The 21,023-nt window shown below is 39.1% G+C and carries 13 protein-coding genes; 10 read left to right on the plus strand and 3 right to left on the minus strand.

Annotation, left to right across the window (positions count from 1 at the left end; all coding sequences use genetic code 11):
- Positions 1 to 3: 3 nt before the first annotated feature.
- Genes ABDZ97_RS07305 through ABDZ97_RS07315 form a run of 3 tightly spaced genes read right to left on the minus strand, consistent with a single transcriptional unit; the run spans position 4 to position 2,553 of the window.
- Positions 4 to 1,287 (minus strand): sialidase family protein, encoded by a 1,284-nt coding sequence (locus tag ABDZ97_RS07305; RefSeq protein WP_343786036.1) that lies wholly within the window; start codon positions 1,285 to 1,287, stop codon positions 4 to 6.
- An 11-nt stretch (positions 1,288 to 1,298) separates the two neighbouring features.
- Entirely contained in the window at positions 1,299 to 1,556 is a 258-nt protein-coding gene (gene yidD, locus ABDZ97_RS07310; RefSeq protein ID WP_425542648.1) for a membrane protein insertion efficiency factor YidD, read from the minus strand.
- Positions 1,557 to 1,560: 4 nt separating this feature from the next.
- Complete coding sequence (locus ABDZ97_RS07315) at positions 1,561 to 2,553, minus strand: polysaccharide deacetylase family protein (RefSeq protein WP_343786038.1); 993 nt, start codon at positions 2,551 to 2,553, stop codon at positions 1,561 to 1,563.
- Positions 2,554 to 3,143: 590 nt separating this feature from the next.
- On the opposite strand from ABDZ97_RS07315, the gene ABDZ97_RS07320 reads away from it, so the two are divergent.
- The 10 genes from ABDZ97_RS07320 to ABDZ97_RS07365 form a co-directional block, all read left to right on the plus strand.
- Positions 3,144 to 11,849, plus strand: coding sequence for an RHS repeat domain-containing protein (locus ABDZ97_RS07320; protein WP_343786040.1), 8,706 nt, complete (start codon positions 3,144 to 3,146; stop codon positions 11,847 to 11,849).
- 702 nt (positions 11,850 to 12,551) lie between these two features.
- A protein-coding gene (locus ABDZ97_RS07325) for an IS1 family transposase (protein WP_425542649.1) occupies positions 12,552 to 13,207 on the plus strand; the annotation gives its coding sequence in 2 pieces (ribosomal slippage) (positions 12,552 to 12,570 and positions 12,570 to 13,207; 657 coding nt in all).
- Between the two features lie 315 nt (positions 13,208 to 13,522).
- On the plus strand, positions 13,523 to 15,412 hold the full coding sequence (locus ABDZ97_RS07330) for an RHS repeat-associated core domain-containing protein (RefSeq protein WP_343786044.1): 1,890 nt from the start codon (positions 13,523 to 13,525) through the stop codon (positions 15,410 to 15,412).
- Between the two features lie 8 nt (positions 15,413 to 15,420).
- Positions 15,421 to 15,990, plus strand: coding sequence for a hypothetical protein (locus ABDZ97_RS07335; protein ID WP_343786046.1), 570 nt, complete (start codon positions 15,421 to 15,423; stop codon positions 15,988 to 15,990).
- Between the two features lie 89 nt (positions 15,991 to 16,079).
- Positions 16,080 to 16,589, plus strand: coding sequence for a hypothetical protein (locus tag ABDZ97_RS07340; protein ID WP_343786048.1), 510 nt, complete (start codon positions 16,080 to 16,082; stop codon positions 16,587 to 16,589).
- A gap of 255 nt (positions 16,590 to 16,844) precedes the next feature.
- On the plus strand, positions 16,845 to 18,722 hold the full coding sequence (locus ABDZ97_RS07345) for an RHS repeat-associated core domain-containing protein (RefSeq protein ID WP_343786050.1): 1,878 nt from the start codon (positions 16,845 to 16,847) through the stop codon (positions 18,720 to 18,722).
- The gene (locus ABDZ97_RS07350; RefSeq protein WP_343786052.1) at positions 18,703 to 19,509 is read left to right on the plus strand and encodes a hypothetical protein; all 807 of its coding nucleotides are present in this window, start codon (positions 18,703 to 18,705) and stop codon (positions 19,507 to 19,509) included. The genes ABDZ97_RS07345 and ABDZ97_RS07350 overlap by 20 nt, the downstream gene beginning before the upstream one ends.
- An 80-nt stretch (positions 19,510 to 19,589) precedes the next feature.
- The gene (locus tag ABDZ97_RS07355; RefSeq protein WP_343786054.1) at positions 19,590 to 19,916 is read left to right on the plus strand and encodes a hypothetical protein; all 327 of its coding nucleotides are present in this window, start codon (positions 19,590 to 19,592) and stop codon (positions 19,914 to 19,916) included.
- 82 nt (positions 19,917 to 19,998) lie between these two features.
- Entirely contained in the window at positions 19,999 to 20,415 is a 417-nt protein-coding gene (locus ABDZ97_RS07360) for a hypothetical protein (RefSeq protein WP_343786057.1), read from the plus strand.
- A 28-nt stretch (positions 20,416 to 20,443) separates the two neighbouring features.
- On the plus strand, positions 20,444 to 21,023 hold a 580-nt coding region (locus tag ABDZ97_RS07365; protein ID WP_343786059.1), incomplete at its 3' end, for an RHS repeat-associated core domain-containing protein.

Here is a 21,023-nt window from a genome sequence, read left to right on the forward strand (position 1 = left end):
CTTTTACTTCAGATCGGATTCGCGGATCCGTGCAATCCACAACGAAATTTTACCCTCGTCCATCCGGGGCCATACCGGACGAATCTCTCCGTTTACTGCTGCAATGTTGTTGTAATCTCCGAAAAACATGTCTGCATCGGGGTAAAAGGGTTTCTCCGAAATTTTCACATTGGTAAAGGTTTCTCCCCCATCCCGGGAGTATGCCATATAGACATCCGTTCCATGATCGTTATGGTTTCTTCTGTCAAAAAATACGGTGTACAGGTATCCGGTAGACTGGTCAACGGTTAACCAGGTAAAAAACTGGTGTTTTCCCGGTTCGTCATCATTTACACGTTTGGGTTCGCTCCAGGTTGCTCCACCGTCGGTACTTTTAATCAACCAGATGTCTGTATCATCTTCTCCGTTTTTCTGGTCTGCCCAATTGATGTACAAAGTCCCTTTGTGCGGAGAATCGCTTCTGTCACATACCAGAATAGGCAATCCGTTACAGCGGTTGATCCCCGGAACATCAATACTCCACCCTCCCGGATGATCAATGACTTTGGTTTCTTTTTCCAACCAGGTTTTCCCTCCGTCAGCAGATGTATTGAGCATAATCCCCTGCGGACCTGTCCACGCTACATAGACTTCACCATTGGGTCCGGCAGCCGGCACAGCACCTTCTACGGTGTTATCACCATCCAGGCAATCTCCTGCGTGATACGAAATCCGCTCGGGAGCCGACCAGGTTTCTCCTCTGTCCACAGAGCGGGAGAAAAGAATGACGGAAGAATCCGCCGGGTCTTTGGAATCGTATTTATCGAATTGGGTCCATGACATGTAGATGGTTCCTGATACGGGGTCAAAGTCAACCCAGTGTTTATCGTGTACTTTTCCATTCGGCACAAATGACGTTCCCGCATCAAATTCACCTCCGATTGCATCTGCTTTCTGACAAACGATACGATCCAGCCACTGACCGTCAGGAGGATTGGAAAGATGAAAATAGTAGTAACGCCCGGTATTATCAATGAGCATGACCGGATCTCCGTACACGCCCAATGGAGATTGTAATGTAAACGATTTCCAGGTTTTCCCTCCGTCCTCTGAATAATGGTAGTCGTCCATCACGGTTCCGACGATCATCTGATCCGGATTGACCGGATTGATCGCAATGGAAGGTTCTACTTGTGAAAACGGGTACAAAGCTGTTTCGGGACGCGGGATCTGCACCAACTTTCCTGTCGTGCTACAGGAAGCTGCTACGGTGAGTAAAGCGATTGCACAACCGATTACTTTTATCATGTCAGACGGGTTTATTTATGTTTTTTACAACTACAGTTTTCCGGAACGGGATCGTAACCGGAACCTCCCCATGGATGGCAGGAAGCGATTCTTCTTGCTCCAAGGTATGTGCCCTTAATTACACCACAACGACGAATGGCTTCGATTGCATAATTCGAACACGTCGGTTCGTAGCGACAACTGTTCGGTAAGATCGGACTGATGACCCACTGGTATATTCGGATCAACAGAATAAATGGGGCTGCTATAATTTTCCGGATGATTTTCATGACCTTATATCAGATCATCAAAGGTACGGAATTTATGTTGATTTTTTTTAGCGTAGGCAATATAGGTATCCAGTTTTTCGAGTCCGAAACGGGTCATGGATTTAGGGTGACCGATTACAACAAGATCTGTTCTCCCTTTCGCTGCATAGGTTTTTGTTACTTTTTTGAGAACGGAAGCGTAGTACCCGTCACAACTTACGTGGTTCCACCCCGAACGCGTCAGGTTGGTGTATTTTTTACCGGGCTGCGGAATAAACATTCCGTCTCCGATCATTTTATGACGGTCGGGACGCAACCGACCCCAGCCATACAGCTGCCAGTAAAAAAGCGGGTTGTATTTCCAACTGGCAATCGGGTATTCTGTAAAAAAGCCCTGCTCATTTTCTTTACACAAATCGTCTTCAAAACGGTAGTGTCCTTTGTCTCCGGGCGCTGTTCTGAAATCATAGAAATAGTGTTCCGTTTCGAAATAAGCACCGGGATAAACGGTTGAATCTAAGCGAATGTTGTTTTTCATAAAAGCCGGTCTGATCCGGTCAAATGGTTGCAGACACCATCCTCCCGCCCGGAATCCCTGCACCGGTTTTTCTGAAATTGCTTCCAGTTTTTGCTTGTACCGCGTTACTATTTCCAGAATTTCATCGTCCTGAAAGTCGGTTAGTTTGTAGCAATTATCTACTACCATGATCCACTCTTTCCCATCGTACCAGGATTTTTCCCAGTGCGGGTGAATGTGCAGTTGCAGAGCGTTTCCCTTTTTTTGCAGGGTTTTCAGTTGTTCCACTACCTGTTCGTATTCTTGTTGGAGCTGCGGAAATTCGGTTTTGAATTTTTCCAACCGGAGCAGGTAGCCTACATCTACAAAATAGGTCATCCCGATCCCGTGCTTTTCTGCCAGATCCATCAATAGTTGTGAGGGATACAGGATACTTTTCTCCAGCGAACCGGCTGGCTTACCAAAGAAAAGTTCATAGTCGTATGTCAGAAATATATTCATATTCGCACCGGAATCGTTCTGTTTCTTGCCCGGGCTAAAGTACATATTTATCCGGTTCTACAAGAAATCCGGACTGCTATCTCTCCCTGAAAGATGATTGTCGGCTCTTGAAAAAAATCAATTATGTAAACTATTTGTAATAAAAATGTGAAAAACTTAGTTTTTTTGTTGATAACTTTTTAACTAACTGACAGCAAAACGGTTAAAGTTTTTGTTTTCGCCAAAAATCCGATTCTCCTACTTCAACACTGATTTGTTTTCATAACCAACCTAAAAAAATACCTACTTTTGCCGCGGAATTTAAAATTTACTAAAAACCGGAAATCACACGTAAATCAAAAACACTACTCACTCCACCCCTATTATACTGACTACCAGGGACTGGTTAAAATTTGTGTAACACTTTACCTGAATTTCCTTATTACGTTACAATATTTTCCTTTTATGAAACCAATTCTTTCACTTCGCACTTTTTCGCTATTGTTAGCTATATCCTTTTCGTTTTTTCTTGTAACCACCATCAATACTCCCATTATATGTTTAATTTTGTTTTTGTAAATCGTAATTTACTAGTACTCAACTTTTGTAAAATGAACCACAAAAAGTATTTTTCCCCAACAGCCTGTCTCCTGTTCATGATTTTTGTTACACTCAACTTTGGGTTCTCTCAGAATGAAAAGTCTTTTTCCGAGAAATTAGAAGGCATACAAACAAGTTCTAAAGAATTAACAAAAAGTGCTTCTACCGATGAATCATCCATTGGACAATCCGGGGAAATGACCACTACAATCCCTCTTCTTACCATAACCTCTCGCACATTATCTTTTCCTATTCAGCTCAATTATCGCTCAGGAATAACCACAGATCAAAAAAGCGGACCTGTGGGGTTAGGTTGGCAAATGCCAATTGGGAGTATAACAAGGGACTATGGTGCCTATGAACCTGATTACTCTTCCGGTCTTCATGAAGCTGAAATGCGTAATTTTCATTCTCCAACCAATACACAATTAAAGGGCAAATTTGTATCTACAGGCGGAGCCATTGTTGACCCCAACTGTCATACAAAAGTTTTGGCATTCGATGCGATCGAAAGAGTAGAAGGTAGGGTCATGCCATTGAGTGATAAATATCATGTGGAAGTTCCCGGAATGTTATCCAACACGTTCTTCAACGGTGCTTCGATGAATAATTCAAATAATTATGGTTGGGTCCTGGAAGAACAGGAAAATTGGAGAATCAACGAATCCTATAAAACATTTGAAATCAGTCAGGAGTTTTCAAGAATTAACGAGATTAACCTTGTTCATAACGCCACTACAAATCGCCCCCTCCTAAACTCCAGCTATGCCGCTGCTATTGTTGTTCCTCCTTATGTGAAAAATGCTTATTTCTGGCACCCTACTCCCAATGGAGACTATTTTTCGCCTCAAGATAGTCAGCGAGTAGTACGTTATGAAGATTTTGACTCTTTCACTATCACAGATGATAATGGAATACGTTATGTTTTCGGAAGACCATTAAGAGGTCAAAAATTTATTTTCTCTAACGATCCTTATTGGAGTAACCACGAAGGAAGTTGCAGTAATTCTGCAAATGGGAGTTTCTGGAAAATTGACTTTATAGCAGAATGGTTATTAACCGCTATTTTATCCCCGGATTATATAGACCTCAACGAGAATGGAATTCCTGACAAAAACGACGAAGGAGATTGGATTCGTTTTGAGTACACCTCTCCCACAAAAGTAGAAGATGGTTTCCTCTCAGGGTCAGGTGTACCTTCCTCACAAACTGTGCCCCGTCACCGCGAATGGTCTTCTTTCTCTCAAACAGACAAAGCCTCTTCATTAATGCGTGAACGAGCTTACTTACAAAAAATTATTACCCCTGTTCAAGAAGTTGATTTTACCATATCTAAGCGGTTTGATGTCGACCATGACTTTTTTACTAAACCTCTTAATCGTTATATGAATGATTTTTATTTTGCAGACAAATCCATGACCAGTCAGGGCACTCCTGAAGATTACGATATTTTTTATCCTGTAGAAACCATGAAGTATGATACAATTCGTTCATCTTCCCTATTAATTGATAAAACAAATTACCTCTCAGAGAATCTCAAAACAAATACGGTCGTTTTGGAGTATGCTGACAAAGGCAGCACAAATGAACTTGCTGTATCTTCCTATTTGATAAGGTCTAACAATAATGAAGAAAAAACTGATGGAAATGGGGTCACGTTAGGCTCTCCTTACAAATCAACAAACTTTGATATCGAAGAATATAAAAGCACCTCCGAGAAAAGAGGAAAAACAACATTGTTAGGTGTGTCTTTTTTGGATGGTGAAGAAAACGAAGCTACGAAAACTGATTATCAATTTGAATACGCTTATAATCCTTCATTTGACGAATTTCATAAACGTGAAATCGTTAGAAGCTACTTTTTCCCCTCTACAAGACAAGGTCACCCCTCTGCAACGATAACAACAGAGCCATTTCAACGTGCACTTACACCACTTGGTAGTTATGAAGAAGTCCTCACTGGAACAGATGGACTGTCAACTACAACAACTATTCATTCCTCTGTTTTTGCGTATGATTTTCTCATTTCCTTTCCGTTTAAAGAGTATACACTTAACGGCTCATGGCATAAAAACTATATCGAACAAACATTACAACCAGTTAACGATGCCTACGGTTATTTTTTTGTAGAGAATTGTGACATCTGTCCCCAGGCCTGGACACTTACTTCTATTAAATACCCAACTGGAGGAATAGTTTCGTTTGAATATGAAAAAGGTTCTTTTGATCAACAGGCTGATCAATTGAATTGGAGTTTCAAACCTGATCAAATACCTGTTGTCCACAACTATAATTTGCTGGCTAACAAACTAAGTTCAGAACAATATCAAGCCTATCAACAAGGTTATATTCCTCCGGAAGTTGTAATCCCTCCACTTTACGCTGCATACGAAGTTAGTCTTCCTGATAGTTATGGAATTCGTTTAAAGAAAAAACGAATTAACGACCTGATTAACCCTGAAGTAACCAAAGAATTTATCTATGGAACCGGGCACTTCACTTCACTCCCTTCCGCATATCTTCAGAATTACCTTCAGGGGTTCAATCAGTTTATTATACGTGAGAATTTTCGTTGGCGGTCTTTCCCCTGGTACAGTTCTCCCAGTAATTCTTTTGCCAGCCTTGCCTTAACAGCCTATAGCGATATTGCTTTAGATGATTACAGGTCTACTCATTTTTATGAGAAAATAGAAACACACAATACTGACCAATCTTTTATCAGAAGAAACTATGGCTCCACAATAGGTACGGAAATTGACTACCCTGAATTTTCTGTTTTCGCTTTCCACATGGGATACGAAGGGGCACAACTAGTAAATAAACCCAGGCTTACTTTAGCTGGAGATAATGTTAATAGAATTCCTATTACGATCCGTTCCGAGGAGTTTTTTGAAGGTGGAGAAACTACTCCCTACAAATCAATACACTATACATATCTGAGGATCATCGATACCCACCCGTGGCAATTAGATGTCGATTATACAGCAGGAGTCACTCATCTTAATGAATTAATGCTTTGGAACAATCAATTTCCAATTCACAGGTATTTTGGAGAAGGGTATATCTGGTACACCTCAGACACTATACCAGACTCGTTGTATCTGCCCCTGCTACCCGAATCAAAAATGAGTTATCAAAGATGGGCTACATCAAAGACACTTTTAAAGCGTAAAAGAACCAACTACAAAGGTATTATTACGCAAACAGATTATGAATACGATGATGCCCACCGCATATCAAAAGCAGAAATATCCGGATCAGGTATTGCTCTGCCCCTCATTACTCACACTACTTACTTACATGCAAACACTACTCTATTGGCAAATATGGTAAACTTACCCGTCAGTACTACTCAATATTTAGGTGCAATAGCCCCTGAAAATACACTCAGTGCAAAAGCTATAACTTATGAGTTTAACCATAGGGCTCCTAAAATAAAAAATACATTTGTTTATAAAACGGATAATGTTAATCCAGTAACCGGTACTTTCACACTGGTTCCTTTTGATTATAATTCTACAAATAATCCCGGTTGGCAAATAGATCAAAAAGATATTTATAAGTACAACCGGGCTAAATCTGCTGTTTCACACCGTAATAATCAACTGTTCGGTAAAACAGTATTTGGTTACGGACTAAATCTTATAAAAGCTTCTTTTTTACATCCTGACAATTCATTTGACGCTACATATACAGGGTTTGAAGATATGGAAGGCAGATGGTATATTGATGAATGGGAAAATACAGATTATTTGGAAGAAAAATGGTTGATGAAGCCCTATTATGGATGGACATTTGTACCCGCTGTTTCTACATGGAAGAGTGTCAACCCCTGTACAGGACAATCCGGAACACAAATGAACACACAACCCGGTCCGGGCGGATCAGGGACAATGCCCGATCCAAGTCCTACAAAAGGCGGAAATTATATTACTGTCAACGATATTTCAAATATTGAAATTGGTAGTGAGGTAGAAGTTCGTCTTCAAGGCAGTTCCCTGTCTAATCCCAATCCGTATAGCTGGACATTATCTACAACCGTTTCAAATATATTTGTCAACAACCAGTACCCGCAACGAATGGTAGATTTTTATTATGAAAATGGTTCCTATCATCCTATCTGGGGAGATTCAGGCTATGAATATACCGTATGTTTTTCAGATCCCATTGAATATCCTGGATCTACACACCCCTGGAAGTCAGAATATCATAATGGACAAGTATCTAACGAGGATGCATATCATACGATTAATTTTACAACAGTAAAAGTTCGTTCTCGATTGGGACATGCAATCTCTTCAACCTATGCACATACCGGGAAATATAGTTACAAGCTTCCAACAAAAAGAGAAGCAAATGCAGAATTTCGCCAAACCCCTGTACGACCGGTAAGAATACATGATTATAATCTCATTCCTACAGAATGTAATACTATCGGTGAGCCTGGTGGTTCGGTTACTTTCTCTTCTCCGCCTGACTATTGCTTTAGAAATTATGAAGCAAGTGTCTGGTTGAAATATGATTATGACCTCCCTAAGATTGGGCTTCCCTCTGATCCGATGGTCCCCAAAAGTGCTGACACAAATGCCGATGCAATCTATGTGCGAGGTGCTGTAACAACTGTAGATAATGGTGGAAATATAAAGATTATATGTGATGTCTATAACAGCACACATACCACTCTGATGGAGCAATTTGTATTCTATCCTGAAGATGTTAGTAATGGCTGGAAACAATATACGATTCCTATTGATGCCATTCCGGTTACTTCTGGTACATGGATTGATGTATATGTTGTTAATGAAATTAATCAGGTAGGTGTTGGCTTAAAGAATTACAAATCTGTATTCGCAGATGATTTACTGGTATACCCGAAAGATGCTAAATACTCCTACATAACATTTGATAAATTCGGCAACGAGACATTTGTAGCGAACAACAATGATGTTTTTTCGTATCAACGTTACGACCCTAAGGGAAGAGTGATAAGTACTTACGATGTATATGGAAAACTCAGCTCAAAAATCAGTTATTCTGAAAATGCTCCTTTACCCTCAGAACAAAATCATGTTACGGAACGTATCTGGGTAGACAACGGTATGTTTAATGAAAAAAGATATTATTTAGACGGGTTTGGAAAAACCAAACAAGTAATGATATCTGATCCGGACAGAGGTCTTAGATTAGTGAGCGAATCCAATGTATTTGATTCTCAAGGACGCATAAGTAGGTCTTATAAACCATATGTGCTTCAAGGTGCTTCTTTCGAAAATAGTTATGACCCCGATTTTGCAACCCGTACCAATGAATTATATAGTTCTCCTAATCATTTTGCTAATGCCTTTATCAGAGCCGATTATGAAAATAGACCGGAAGAGGTCCTCACTTCTGTTTCCCTACCTAGAATGAGTTTCGAGGGAATTATTAGCAGTACACAACATGATTTTGTTACCCTGACAACGATTACAAACCCGTATACAAATGAAAGTTATGTTGCCGGAGAGTTAATTGTTCATGAATTACAGCATCCCGATGGACAAACCGTTCGTACTTATATGGATGCACTTGGGAAAGTTGTTTTGGAAGAACACCGCATAGGATATAATCACTTTCAAAATACAGACGGATCTGTTGATTTTACTAGCAGCTCTCCTGATCTTTATGCAAAAACCTGGTTTACTTATACAGCAGATGGAAAGCTCACCGGAATATATGATCCAAACGGAAAAACAACTACCTTTCGATACAATAGTATCGGGGAATCCATCGGTACCGTATCCCCTGATAAAGGCAGAACCAATTTCAATTACGACAAATACGGACAGTTACGGTTCATCAAAAGCGAAAAAGATATCGTAGCCTCATCAACAAATCCTTACCACACAGATCAGTTGAAGTATTTTAAATATGATAAATGGGGAAGAGAAATTGAATCAGGAATGGTTATGTCAGCAGAATATAATCCGAATATTGACCCCAATAATCTCCCTTTTCCATCGGGTGATATTTTCAACAATGTCAGCGACATTGACAATCAAGACTTTCCATCAACAACGCTTCCGCTGGTACAACAACACATTGCACGAGATTATGACGGAACCCGGGATCAATTTAACAGTGATGCTTTAAAACGAGAGTATAATTTTTCGGGACATATTTTGAATCCATCTACTTACGTATATCAGGCTGTACATACAGACATGGACGTATTTCACTATCTGGCCGATGGACAACCGGCAAAAATTGAATATTCCCGAAGCGGACTGAACGATCCGTATACTTACGAATTTCTCTACAATTCCATGCATAAACTCATCGGTAAATCATTTATTCATCCAACAAACCCTGGCTACAACTTTACATGGAATACACAACTTGATCGCTTTGGAAGAACTTCACAAAACAGCGTACAACACATTTCAGGTAATGTATTAACCGGAAAATATTATTATGACTTTCTCGGAAACCTGCTTATGCAGGGAATTGGAGGAACAGGGTCGGGAACAAACCCACATATCGACTATGTATCTTACAAACAAAATATACGGGGAGAAACCACTGCCCGACTAAGTAACTCTTTGAAAATCGGATTGAATTATAGTCCCGGAGGAAATATCACCGCTCAACTCTGGCAAAATTCACACTTTGATCAGGTAACGGATATGAATCTCTATTTCTACACCTATGATAAAATGAACCGTCTGATCGGTGCAGATTATTTGAATGGAAGTTACGATTCTGATCCTTTTTCGTTCTTCAATGAAATAAATGGTTCTTTCCCGGACGATTTCACATGTGTCCCCTCAGGAACAATTATGGACCAGGAAATGAAACCCTACTTTGAACATTTTGACCAGAATATTAACGACGGGAAATTAGTCGAGTTCTCAAGAAAAGCTATCACCTCTTTAAAAATTCTTTCTCAGCTTTATATCCAAAATGGCGTTTCTTATTCATACATGACCGGAGAAGAACAGAATATTTTTTTGGGAAAAGTAATAGATCGAACAAAAGTAGAACAAGCTGAAATATACAACTTTGAGTACGTTATGGCTGATAAAGAAGCAGACACAGTACACCTCTTAGCGATTAAGGATACCCCCTTAACACCACAGCTGTTAAAGTATTCAAATATACTTTTAAGTAACGTATCTCTGGTTGAGATGAGCCAGTGTGAACCCAATGCAGCTACTACTGCATACGGATTTCTCCCCGATTTCAGCAGTCCTCAACTAATAAACAACAGTACTCCTTATGATGTAGCAGTATGGTATACCGAAAACGGAAATATCGGACAACTTAACAGAAATAATGAAACCGGAGGTAAAACTGAACAAACCTATACCTATGGAATGAGTACGAACTATCTGAATCAGGTAGACTGGCTTGCACCTCAACAAGCTCCTGTTTCGTATAATTATCAATATGATCCTGTCGGAAATCTTACGACCGATCTCAAAAACGGAGTTTCGGAAATAGCTTATACCCATTACAGAGATCTCCCCGTATCGATCACTAACAATTCGGGCACAAAAAACTATCGCTATAGTGCGAACGGAGTGCGAACTGTGAAAGAAAACAGTAGTTACGATATCGAATATTACCTTGATGATGTTATTCTGGATAATTTTGGAAACGTTAAAAGCTACAAAACACCCGAAGGCTATGTGACGCCTTTCTTTTTCGATGGCGAAGTAAATATGGAACACTATTATCACGTAACAGACTGGTTGGGTACTATCAGAGGAGTAATCGACCAAAACGGAACCCTACTCAACGCTACTGATCACTATCCGTATGGCATGCGTATGCCGGGAAGGTCGTTTATCAGTGATGCGGAAGGAAACCGATACCAGTTTACGGGACACGAACATGATGGAGAAACCGGATATGATTATCACGGGGCCAGGTACTACAACAGTGAACTCGGAAAGTATATGAGCATAGATCCGCTGGCGGCAAAGTTTCCAGCGTGGTCACCTTATAACTATGTGTTGGGGAATCCGGTGATGTACATCGACCCCGATGGTAGAGCACCGCAAGACTGGGTATTGAAAGACAACGGAACAATTTATTGGGATAATAATGCAAATGACCAAGCTTCAACAAAAGAAGGGGAAACCTATTTAGGAAAAGAGTTAACTTTTGTTTTCAATAGCTATATTGATGCTGATTTATGGGATGGCCCTATGGGGTCAACTCCTGCTGGGGATAAATTAACTTCTACTATTACATTAAGAGCCTCTGAGAATGATAAAGGAGAGATAACAGGTATTAGTGCAAGTTATGCTTCTGTGATAGGAAAAACTCCTGTTGGAAAAGCTCGTGCATTTTATCCAGGAAAAGGGGGAAGTAATCAAAGAAGAGATGCAGAGCAAACAATGAATGCCGATGGAACTTTAAATAGTTTTAAAATTGTCTTTGAGCAACATGCAAGCGTTTCTCCTGAGGAAGAATCAGGTATGAGATTAATGGGATACAAAATCGTTGATGTATCTCAAAAGTTGGTTTTAGCTCAAAATAAAAACTATTTGTGGGTCGGAAGTTATACAAACATCTTCCCCTCGGCAACATTATCGGTAAATGGTCATCAGTTAATGCACTATGCACAGCCATCCTTTAAGGAAACGCATCAAGCACCAATAAAAGGCACTTGGCTTCCTCCATACTATGAATATGACTTTAGATATTATCCATCAAAATTCTTTAAACGTTAGTTATGAAATTGACAATTTCCAATATTGTAATTTACTTTCTATCGAAGTATTTCTTACTCAGTATTATGACCGTTCTTCTAAATGTTGGGGGTGGTTTTTTTGACAATAATATAATAGATATTTTATGCTATTTAGTGTTTTTCTTTGTTGTTCCTTTAGGAGCTCCAATAACTATTATTTTAACATATCCAATGTATCTAATCAACAAGGTTAGAAAAGTAAGTTTTGCTTTACTTATACTTTTAGGAGTCTTTATCTTGGAAATTTTCTTATACTATACATTAGCATCCCAAAACGATTATGAAAGGCTTCTATTGAACTTTTTAGTAGGTGTTGTGCTTTGGTCAATATTTTTCCTAAAACGACTTTTAAATGAACGAAAGGCAACAAATTAACAGGTAGTGTATCAAACTATCACCTGCCGGCAAAAAGTGTATGTAACTTATTGAAAAATAACAGATAGAAAAATCAATTTGTATTGAAGCGAGTGGATATCTATATCCACTCGCTTCTTTTTTGGGTAGTGTATCAAACTATCACCTGCCGGTAAAAAGTGTATGTAACTTATTGAAAAATAATAGATAGAAAAATAAATTTGTATTGAAGCGAGTGGATGTCTATATCCACTCGCTTCTTTTTTGTGTAAATAAGACCCTGTATGAACGAAAGTTCGTTGTAAGTGTATCAAACTATCACCTAATCATGAACTGTAATTATTGTCTAAAAATTGTATAAAGAAAGGAAAGCAAAAGAACGGGACACAAAAATTTTTCTGTTGTTCCTGTAAGAAATACCAGCAAATGAATTACCAAAGGCAAGCTTTTCGTCCCGATATAGATAAACAAATCATTACTTTGGTAAAAGAAAGTTGTGGTATTCGCAGCATTTCACGGATTTTAAACATTTCTCCAACTACGGTTATCAGTAGAACTCTGAAAATTTCAGCGGGTTTAAAACGACCTTATCCCATTGTAAAAGGCAACTGCTACGAAGTAGACGAATTATTCACTTATGTTGGTCAAAAAAGGAATCGAATTTGCATTTGCTATTCGTTAGAACCTAAAAGCGGAGCAATTATTGATGTTGTTGTAGGGAGAAGAAATAAAACGACACTTCGGAAAGTAACCGATACGCTTGTGTTATCGGATGCAAAACGCATCACGACAGATAAACTGAATAGTTACAAAGACCTGATTCCAACCGAAATGCATTCTACGAAATTACGAGGGATTAATCATATCGAGCGAAAAAATTTATCACTTCGAACCCATCTGAAACGTCTGAATCGTAGAACGATTGCGTATAGTAAATCAATGGTAATGCTTTTGGCTGTGGTGAGAATTTATTTTTGGTGTTAACTAATGAAAAATAGCCCGTATTTTTTTCGTAAAAAACAAGTTGATAACTCTATTTTTCAATGGGTTTTGCTTATTTTTATTCTGCAAAACAGGGAGATAAGTTCTGCTCATAAAAATGTTCTTTGATAGATTGAAATAGTTTACTCTCAACCACGGAATCCCGCCCCGGCGCAGGGTGATAGCTTGATGCAGCGAACAGCCGTATGAACGCTTTTCGGAGTCTGCGACCCCGGGAGCACGCTCCGAAAGCTGAGAAGACGTGTCTGCCCGCAAAGCAACTAAAGCCCGGAGACGGTAAAAGGCGGCCTACATATTATGATCCACTCTATACACGAGAAATACGACGTCCGCGACCGGATGTACATTCAGTCTTCGGAGCTGATGTACTACCAGTTGTATTACGACGATCAAAGTGTCGGGACGGACAGTTGGGGCGAGCCGGTGGCACAGTCCTTTAACCACAACGGAACGATCAACGGTACGCGAACGGTGTACAATTGGGATCATACGACCATGCCTTCTACTACCGGAATGGAAGGGGCACTGTTGTACGGGTATCAGTACGATCGGTTGAACCGTCTGTTGCGTGCCGATGCGATTGTGGAGGATTATGTGGCTACTCAGTCCGGGAGTAATCTGTACAATTGTTACGGGATCGGGGATGTGAATGTCAATTATGATCCGGTGGGGAATATCAGACAGATTCTGCGCACGCTGCCCGAAACGTATGCTATGGGAACGCTACAGTTGCAACACCTGAACTTTGCGGTGGGCAGTACGCACAACCAGGTCAGCGAGGTGACGGATCTGTTTACCGGACCGCGGGTGTTTACGTATGATGTGAACGGCAATCTGATCTCGGATAGTAAAAACGGGGTTTTACAAACGGATATCGGCAGGTCGTCTTACCCCTATCAGTTAAAGGGGATCCATCCAGCAACGTCAGAATCGATTCAGTATACTTATTTGTACGATACGGATGATTCCCGTATCTTTAAACGCGTTGAGAAAGGAAGTGCGCTACAAATGGAGTATTACCTGAAGGACATCGGAGTTTATAATATGACCAGTGACAAATGGACGTATTTTGTGCAGGGCGATGATCGGATTGCCAAGGTGTTTCCGCAAAATTACCAGTCTCCGGGGCAGAATGCTGCCAATACGGATCTGAAGGTTTCGCAGGGAATGGCGAATTTTTATGAGTACGATCATTTGGGGAATACGCGGATTGTGTATTCGGTACGGGATATCCACAACGGAACGACCAATTTTGATATTCACTTTGCAGCGGACTACTACCCGTATGGCAAGACCTTGCGTTACTTCGAAACCGCAGCGTTTGAGGAGAAGTTTTTGACAACCCAACACGAAAGGGATCGTGAAACGGGGTTTGATTATCGCGGGGCACGGTATTATGATAGTGATTTAGGGAGGTTTTTGAGTTTAGATCCGTTGGCGGCTAAGTTTCCCGAGTGGAGTGCGTATAATTATGTACTGGGGAATCCAATTTCATTTATTGACCCCGATGGACGAGCACCAGTTGGAGATTATTATACTTTATCAGGATTATGGTTGGGATCGGATGGTGAAGATGACAATAAAGCTTATGTTGTAACTGGTTTTTGCGAAGATACTGACCCGGACGCATATAATTTCTCAGCTTCATCATTAAAAGAGATGAGAAATGGATCTCATTCAGGAGGATTAAAGGCTACTGATATAGGTATGACAAATGAGGAGTTGAATTACAGAGTAATTCTTTCTATAATACGTACAACTGAAGGTCATGGAAATCCACTCGGATATGACTCTCAGTTTGGTAACAATAAAATTTCTAATTATGATGACCATCCTAAAAAGGTAATTACCAGATGGGGAGATTCATCAAGTGCTGCTGGTGCATATCAATTCTTGTCTGGAACATGGGAGTCTCATTCCTCTAAATTAGGATTAAGCGATTTCAGCCCCTCAAATCAAGATCTAGCAGCACTTTCTGAGATCAGAATGGTAAAGGGAGTTTCGGAACTTATAAAAAATGGTAGTTATGAACAGGCCGTAACAAAATTAAGTGGGAAATGGACTTCATTGCCTAATGGAAGACACCAGTGGAAACCAAATGTTAATTATTTGTTCATGAGGTATCGGGCTAATGAACTTTCCAATAAATCGTTAATCGCAAGTCCTAAGGGAAGTTTAATTAAATAATATCATTTATGAAAATACTAAGTCTAACAATTGCTATTTTATTTGTTGCTTGCTCGGGAACAGATCTTCAAAAAGATTATTCACCTTCATTAAATTCAGTTTCTAACAAGTGGATTGATTATGAACTAACACATCACTGTAATAATCTTGTAAAGATTAAAACAACCTATTCAAAAGTTGATGACACAATCTCTTTTAGGGGCTTTATTGTTAAAAATCAAGAAATCACTATTGATAAGGATGATAACACTCAACTGAGAGTAAAATTACCATTTGAATTTCAAACTATTTCTACAGGGACAGATTCAACAATTGTAATGTCAACAAGTGTTTCTAAAATTCAGTGTTTGAATGTTAACGGAAATACAATTATAAAACTTTATGGAACCAATTTTTTTGACCCTCATCATGAGTTTTTAGGATTAGTTTCCTTGGATGGTGATTGGTTATGGTATTATTATGGAACTATGTATGAAACTTATAAAGAATTCGGTAAGAAACAAGAATGGAATAATAAAATTGGAGAAGATAAAATAAGTGATTTGAATGGTATGATTAATGTCCTCCCTAAAATCTAAAGCGTGTCTAAAGATACAAATACACGTTTTGAAATAGGGGTCGAGTTATTCAGATTAGTAAAACGTGGGGTTACTTGGAGGAAAATAAAATGAGACAGATTAATAATAACAAATATTTGAGAGAATTCGTTTTCTCATCTGCTGAAGAAGCATCAACTTTCTTTAACAATCAAACAACCGAAAAAAAATTATCCCTTGAAGATACATTCGGAGACAATTATTATTGTTATGTATGTTATGATTCGCTGACAAAAGAAGTAGAGTTTATACTATCTTTTAGTAGTGACACAAGTGAGGATAATTTATTTTTCTTGTTTTGGGAAAATAGACTGATACTGGATACTGGAACAACTATTTATTTGATTGATAAAAACCTAAACATAAAATCTTCTCTTGAAATTACTACACCATTAGTTGGTCTGCATTCTATTAACAAAGATAGATTACTTATTCTTGAAGAAGCTTATCTGAGAATAATAGACTCCAACGGAAACATTATTAAAGCTGAATTATTTGACCTTTTGGAAGATTTTAGTATTAAAAATAATGTGTTATCAATACAAACTTGCGAAGAGAGTAGAATTATAGAATTAATATAATTTGGTAGTGTGCTTGATTTATTGATGGATGAAAGACACACGTTTTGAAATAGGGGTCGAGTTACTCAATGGGTAGTATTATCTAGTACCGAAGATCTCCCCGCCCCGGTGCAGGGCGATAGCTTGATGCAGCGGACAGCCGTATGAACGCTTTTCGGAGTCTGCGACCCCGGGAGCACGCTCCGAAAGCTGAGAAGACGTGTCTGCCCGCAAAGCAACTAAAGCCCGGAGACGGTAAAAGGCGGCCTACATATTATGATCCACTCTATACACGAGAAATACGACGTCCGCGACCGGATGTACATTCAGTCTTCGGAGCTGATGTACTACCAGTTGTATTACGACGATCAAAGTGTCGGGACGGACAGTTGGGGCGAGCCGGTGGCACAGTCCTTTAACCACAACGGAACGATCAACGGTACGCGAACGGTGTACAATTGGGATCATACGACCATGCCTTCTACTACCGGAATGGAAGGGGCACTGTTGTACGGGTATCAGTATGATCGGTTGAACCGTCTGTTGCGCGCCGATGCGATTGTGGAGGATTATGTGGCTACTCAGTCCGGGAGTAATCTGTACAATTGTTACGGGATCGGGGATGTGAATGTCAATTATGATCCGGTGGGGAATATCAGACAGATTCTGCGCACGCTGCCCGAAACGTATGCTATGGGAACGCTACAGTTGCAACACCTGAACTTTGCGGTGGGCAGTACGCACAACCAGGTCAGCGAGGTGACGGATCTGTTTGCCGGACCACGGGTGTTTACGTATGATGTGAACGGAAATCTGATCTCGGATAGTAAAAACGGAGTTTTACAAACGGATATCGGCAGGTCGTCTTACCCCTATCAGTTAAAGGGAATCCATCCAGCAACGTCAGAATCGATTCAGTATACTTATTTGTACGATACGGATGATTCCCGTATCTTTAAACGCATTGAGAAAGGAAGTGCGCTACAAATGGAGTATTACCTGAAGGACATCGGAATTTATGATATGACCAGTGACAAGTGGACGTATTTTGTGCAGGGCGATGATCGGATTGCCAAGGTGTTTCCGCAAAATTACCAGTCTCCGGGGCAGAATGCTGCCAATACGGATCTGAAGGTTTCGCAGGGGATGGCGAATTTTTATGAGTACGATCATTTGGGGAACACACGGATTGTGTATTCGGTACGGGATATCCACAACGGAACAACCAGTTTTGATATTCACTTTGCAGCGGACTACTACCCGTATGGTAAGACCTTGCGTTACTTCGAAACCGCAGCGTTTGAGGAGAAGTTTTTGACGACGCAGCACGAAAGGGATCGTGAGACGGGGTTTGATTATCGCGGGGCACGGTATTATGATAGTGATTTGGGGAGGTTTTTGAGTTTAGATCCGTTGGCGGCGAAGTTTCCCGCGTGGAGTGCGTATAATTATGTATTGGGGAATCCGGTGAAGTTTACAGATCCGGATGGGAAAGAACCGGAGGATATTATCTTTAAAGGGCAAAATAAAAAAGAATTAAAACGAGCCATCAAATTTCAAAGAAAAAATGATAGCCAATTTAATGCCACATACAATCAATGGAAGTCGGATGATAATAATCATATTCTATCTTGGCAGACTGCACCCTTGCAAACTCAAATAGACAGGGGAACGAATTTTTTCACAAATACTTGGGATAGACAACTGTCAAATGGAGATGTGGAACATCATTTTTCCAAACAACGTATTAGGATAGCCCCCCCTGTTAATAACCCTATAAATCTTAGTTCAAACAGTGGTGTCGGTGCGTTTAGTCAAATTATTAGTAATCTAAATGTTAATATCGGTGCATTACTAGTTAAATATAATATGAATGGAGCTCCTGACAGGCTTCGCATTACTTCCGATGACGGAGGAAATGCAGTTAACTATGATTCGGGATCTGTGACATGGTTTGGTCGAGATCAAGTTAATGTAACTAACTTCACCGGAAACTTAAATGTTTCAGTCAATGGGGCACCCCAAGAACAAGGTAGAGAAACTATATTTTCTATTGTTTTAAAAATTGTAGATTTCAATTCAGGGGAAGATATCTTTACTCATCAAAAAGGAGCACTTAGAAAAGCTAGAAAAAATGGATTCACTTATAACTAAACATAACAAAAAACTTTTGTCAATACTGGTATTCGCTATAATACACTATTCAGTAATTGCACAAAATAAGGGTTACTCTATCCAAGGGAATATCGAAAAAGTATATGATAATAGGGATCATTTAAGGATAAATACTGATGATGTAATCATTTTTGATTTACCCTTTTTTTACCTGCAAAGTATAAAGTTAGACAGTAGCTTAATTGATACTTTCGATACTGGTTCACAATATATTCATGACTGTTTTTGGTCTTTTCATTCAGAAGGAAAAACACAATTGTTTGGTCAGATCGAAACCAGTGGCAGGTATTTATATCTTTCCTCGCTACTTAAAAATAGTAATTCGCTCAATAAACTAGACTCTATTTTAGCCAATTGTCCTAGTACAAGAGGTTCGTATGAAGGATCTAACCTAGAAAAGTTAAATTACTCTCTCGAATGCGGAGATAATAATCAAGAATTAAAAAAACACGTTATTTCGATATTGAAAAACATTGATCTTGAAGTCTTTCTTTATCAATTATCTAATAAAGATTACCTTCCTTTAGATTTTTGGTTTGAAACAAACCTGATATCTCAAAACCGTTTTTTTTATCTTGTAGGTAACGACCATATAGGAAAAGTCCCAAAAATCTTTGACTACACATTTATACTGTCTGATGATAAAAGTACTTTAAAGAAACAATATAAAACCATCAAGAAAAGTTTTAATATATCAAAAAGAATTCTTCAAAAGAATGATGAAATAAAGCTAAAAGAGGGCATTGTATTAAGAATAGTAAGATAAACATTTTGTTTTCTATTTATCAGATATTTCATTTAGTTGTGTTCCAAAAATGGCATTAAACGAAAATACTATATAGGCTAATGGATACAATAACTTTTATTGCTACTTATTTTAGTATATCTGTAGCCTTTGCAATTTTTGTTTTGGTGTTATTAATAAGAAGACGCAGAAAACAAAAAGCTCGATTTGAAAATGATTGGCTTCTTTTTCAAGACGCAGTAAAAAAAGACAATACTGAACAAATTATTTTTTATGGTTCTAAAGTTATTTGGAATCGACAAAAAGCAGAGCCTAAACATCGAGAATTTGTTTTGGCAGAAGTGTCTAAAAGAAAGGATTCTGACCCTAAATTAACTAAGGTTTGGAAAGATGCTTTTTATTTAGTCAATGGAAAAGAACCTGGTTAGTAAATAACACGGTAAACTTCCCTGTTTTTCAGACATTTTTAAATTAGGGCAATTCATTATATCAAATTATTACTACAAAAAAATGATAGAAGGTAAAGAGTATAGTAATAGTATTGAAGATTTTTTTAATTTTCTTTCCGTTGATTTTGATTTTACCATCCTAGAAAAGAAAATTCGAGGAAATGCATTTTATGATGTAAAATATCAAAACAATAATTTAGTAATATCTATCTCTTACGAGAATATTGAAGATTATTTACTTGTCACAATTTTCATCCTTCAAGATGGTAACCTGCCTGACTATGATGACAAAACTAAAACGTTACATCTAAGTAATCTCAACAAACTCGTGCTTAATCAAGTAAGTAAAAACGATATAATAAAAAACAGTAAGTGCTTTGAACATTATAAACCACAAGGAGAACTTGAAATAAAATTATTAAAACTAGCAAAGGAATTACGTCTATGCTTACTTAACTGGTCCATTATAGAAAAATAAGCACATTGATGATGGGAATTCGCTACAAATGGAGTATTACCTGAAGGATATCGGAGTTTATGATATGACCAGTGACAAATGGACGTATTTTGTGCAGGGCGATGATCGGATTGCCAAGGTGTTTCCGCAAAATTATCAGTCTCCGGGGCAGAATGCTGCCAATACGGATCTGAAGGTTTTGCAGGGAATGGCGAATTTTTATGAGTACGATCACCTGGGGAACACACGGATTGTGTATTCGGTACGGGATATCCACAACGGGACAACCAATTTTGATATTCACTTTGCAGCGGACTACTACCCGTATGGTAAGACCTTGCGTTACTTCGAAACCGCAGCGTTTGAGGAGAAGTTTTTGACGACGCAGCACGAAAGGGATCGTGAGACGGGGTTTGATTATCGCGGGGCACGGTATTATGATAGTGATTTGGGGAGGTTTTTGAGTTTAGATCCGTTGGCGGCACAATTTCCAAGTTGGAGTGCTTATAATTATGTGTTTGGGAATCCGATTAGTTTAATTGACCCAGATGGTAGAGCACCGCAAGACTGGGTATTGAAAGACAACGGAACAATTTATTGGGATAATAATGCAAATGACCAAGCTTCAA

Origin of the sequence: Wandonia haliotis, from assembly GCF_039523435.1 — a bacterium.
Classification (GTDB): domain Bacteria; phylum Bacteroidota; class Bacteroidia; order Flavobacteriales_D; family Crocinitomicaceae; genus Wandonia; species Wandonia haliotis.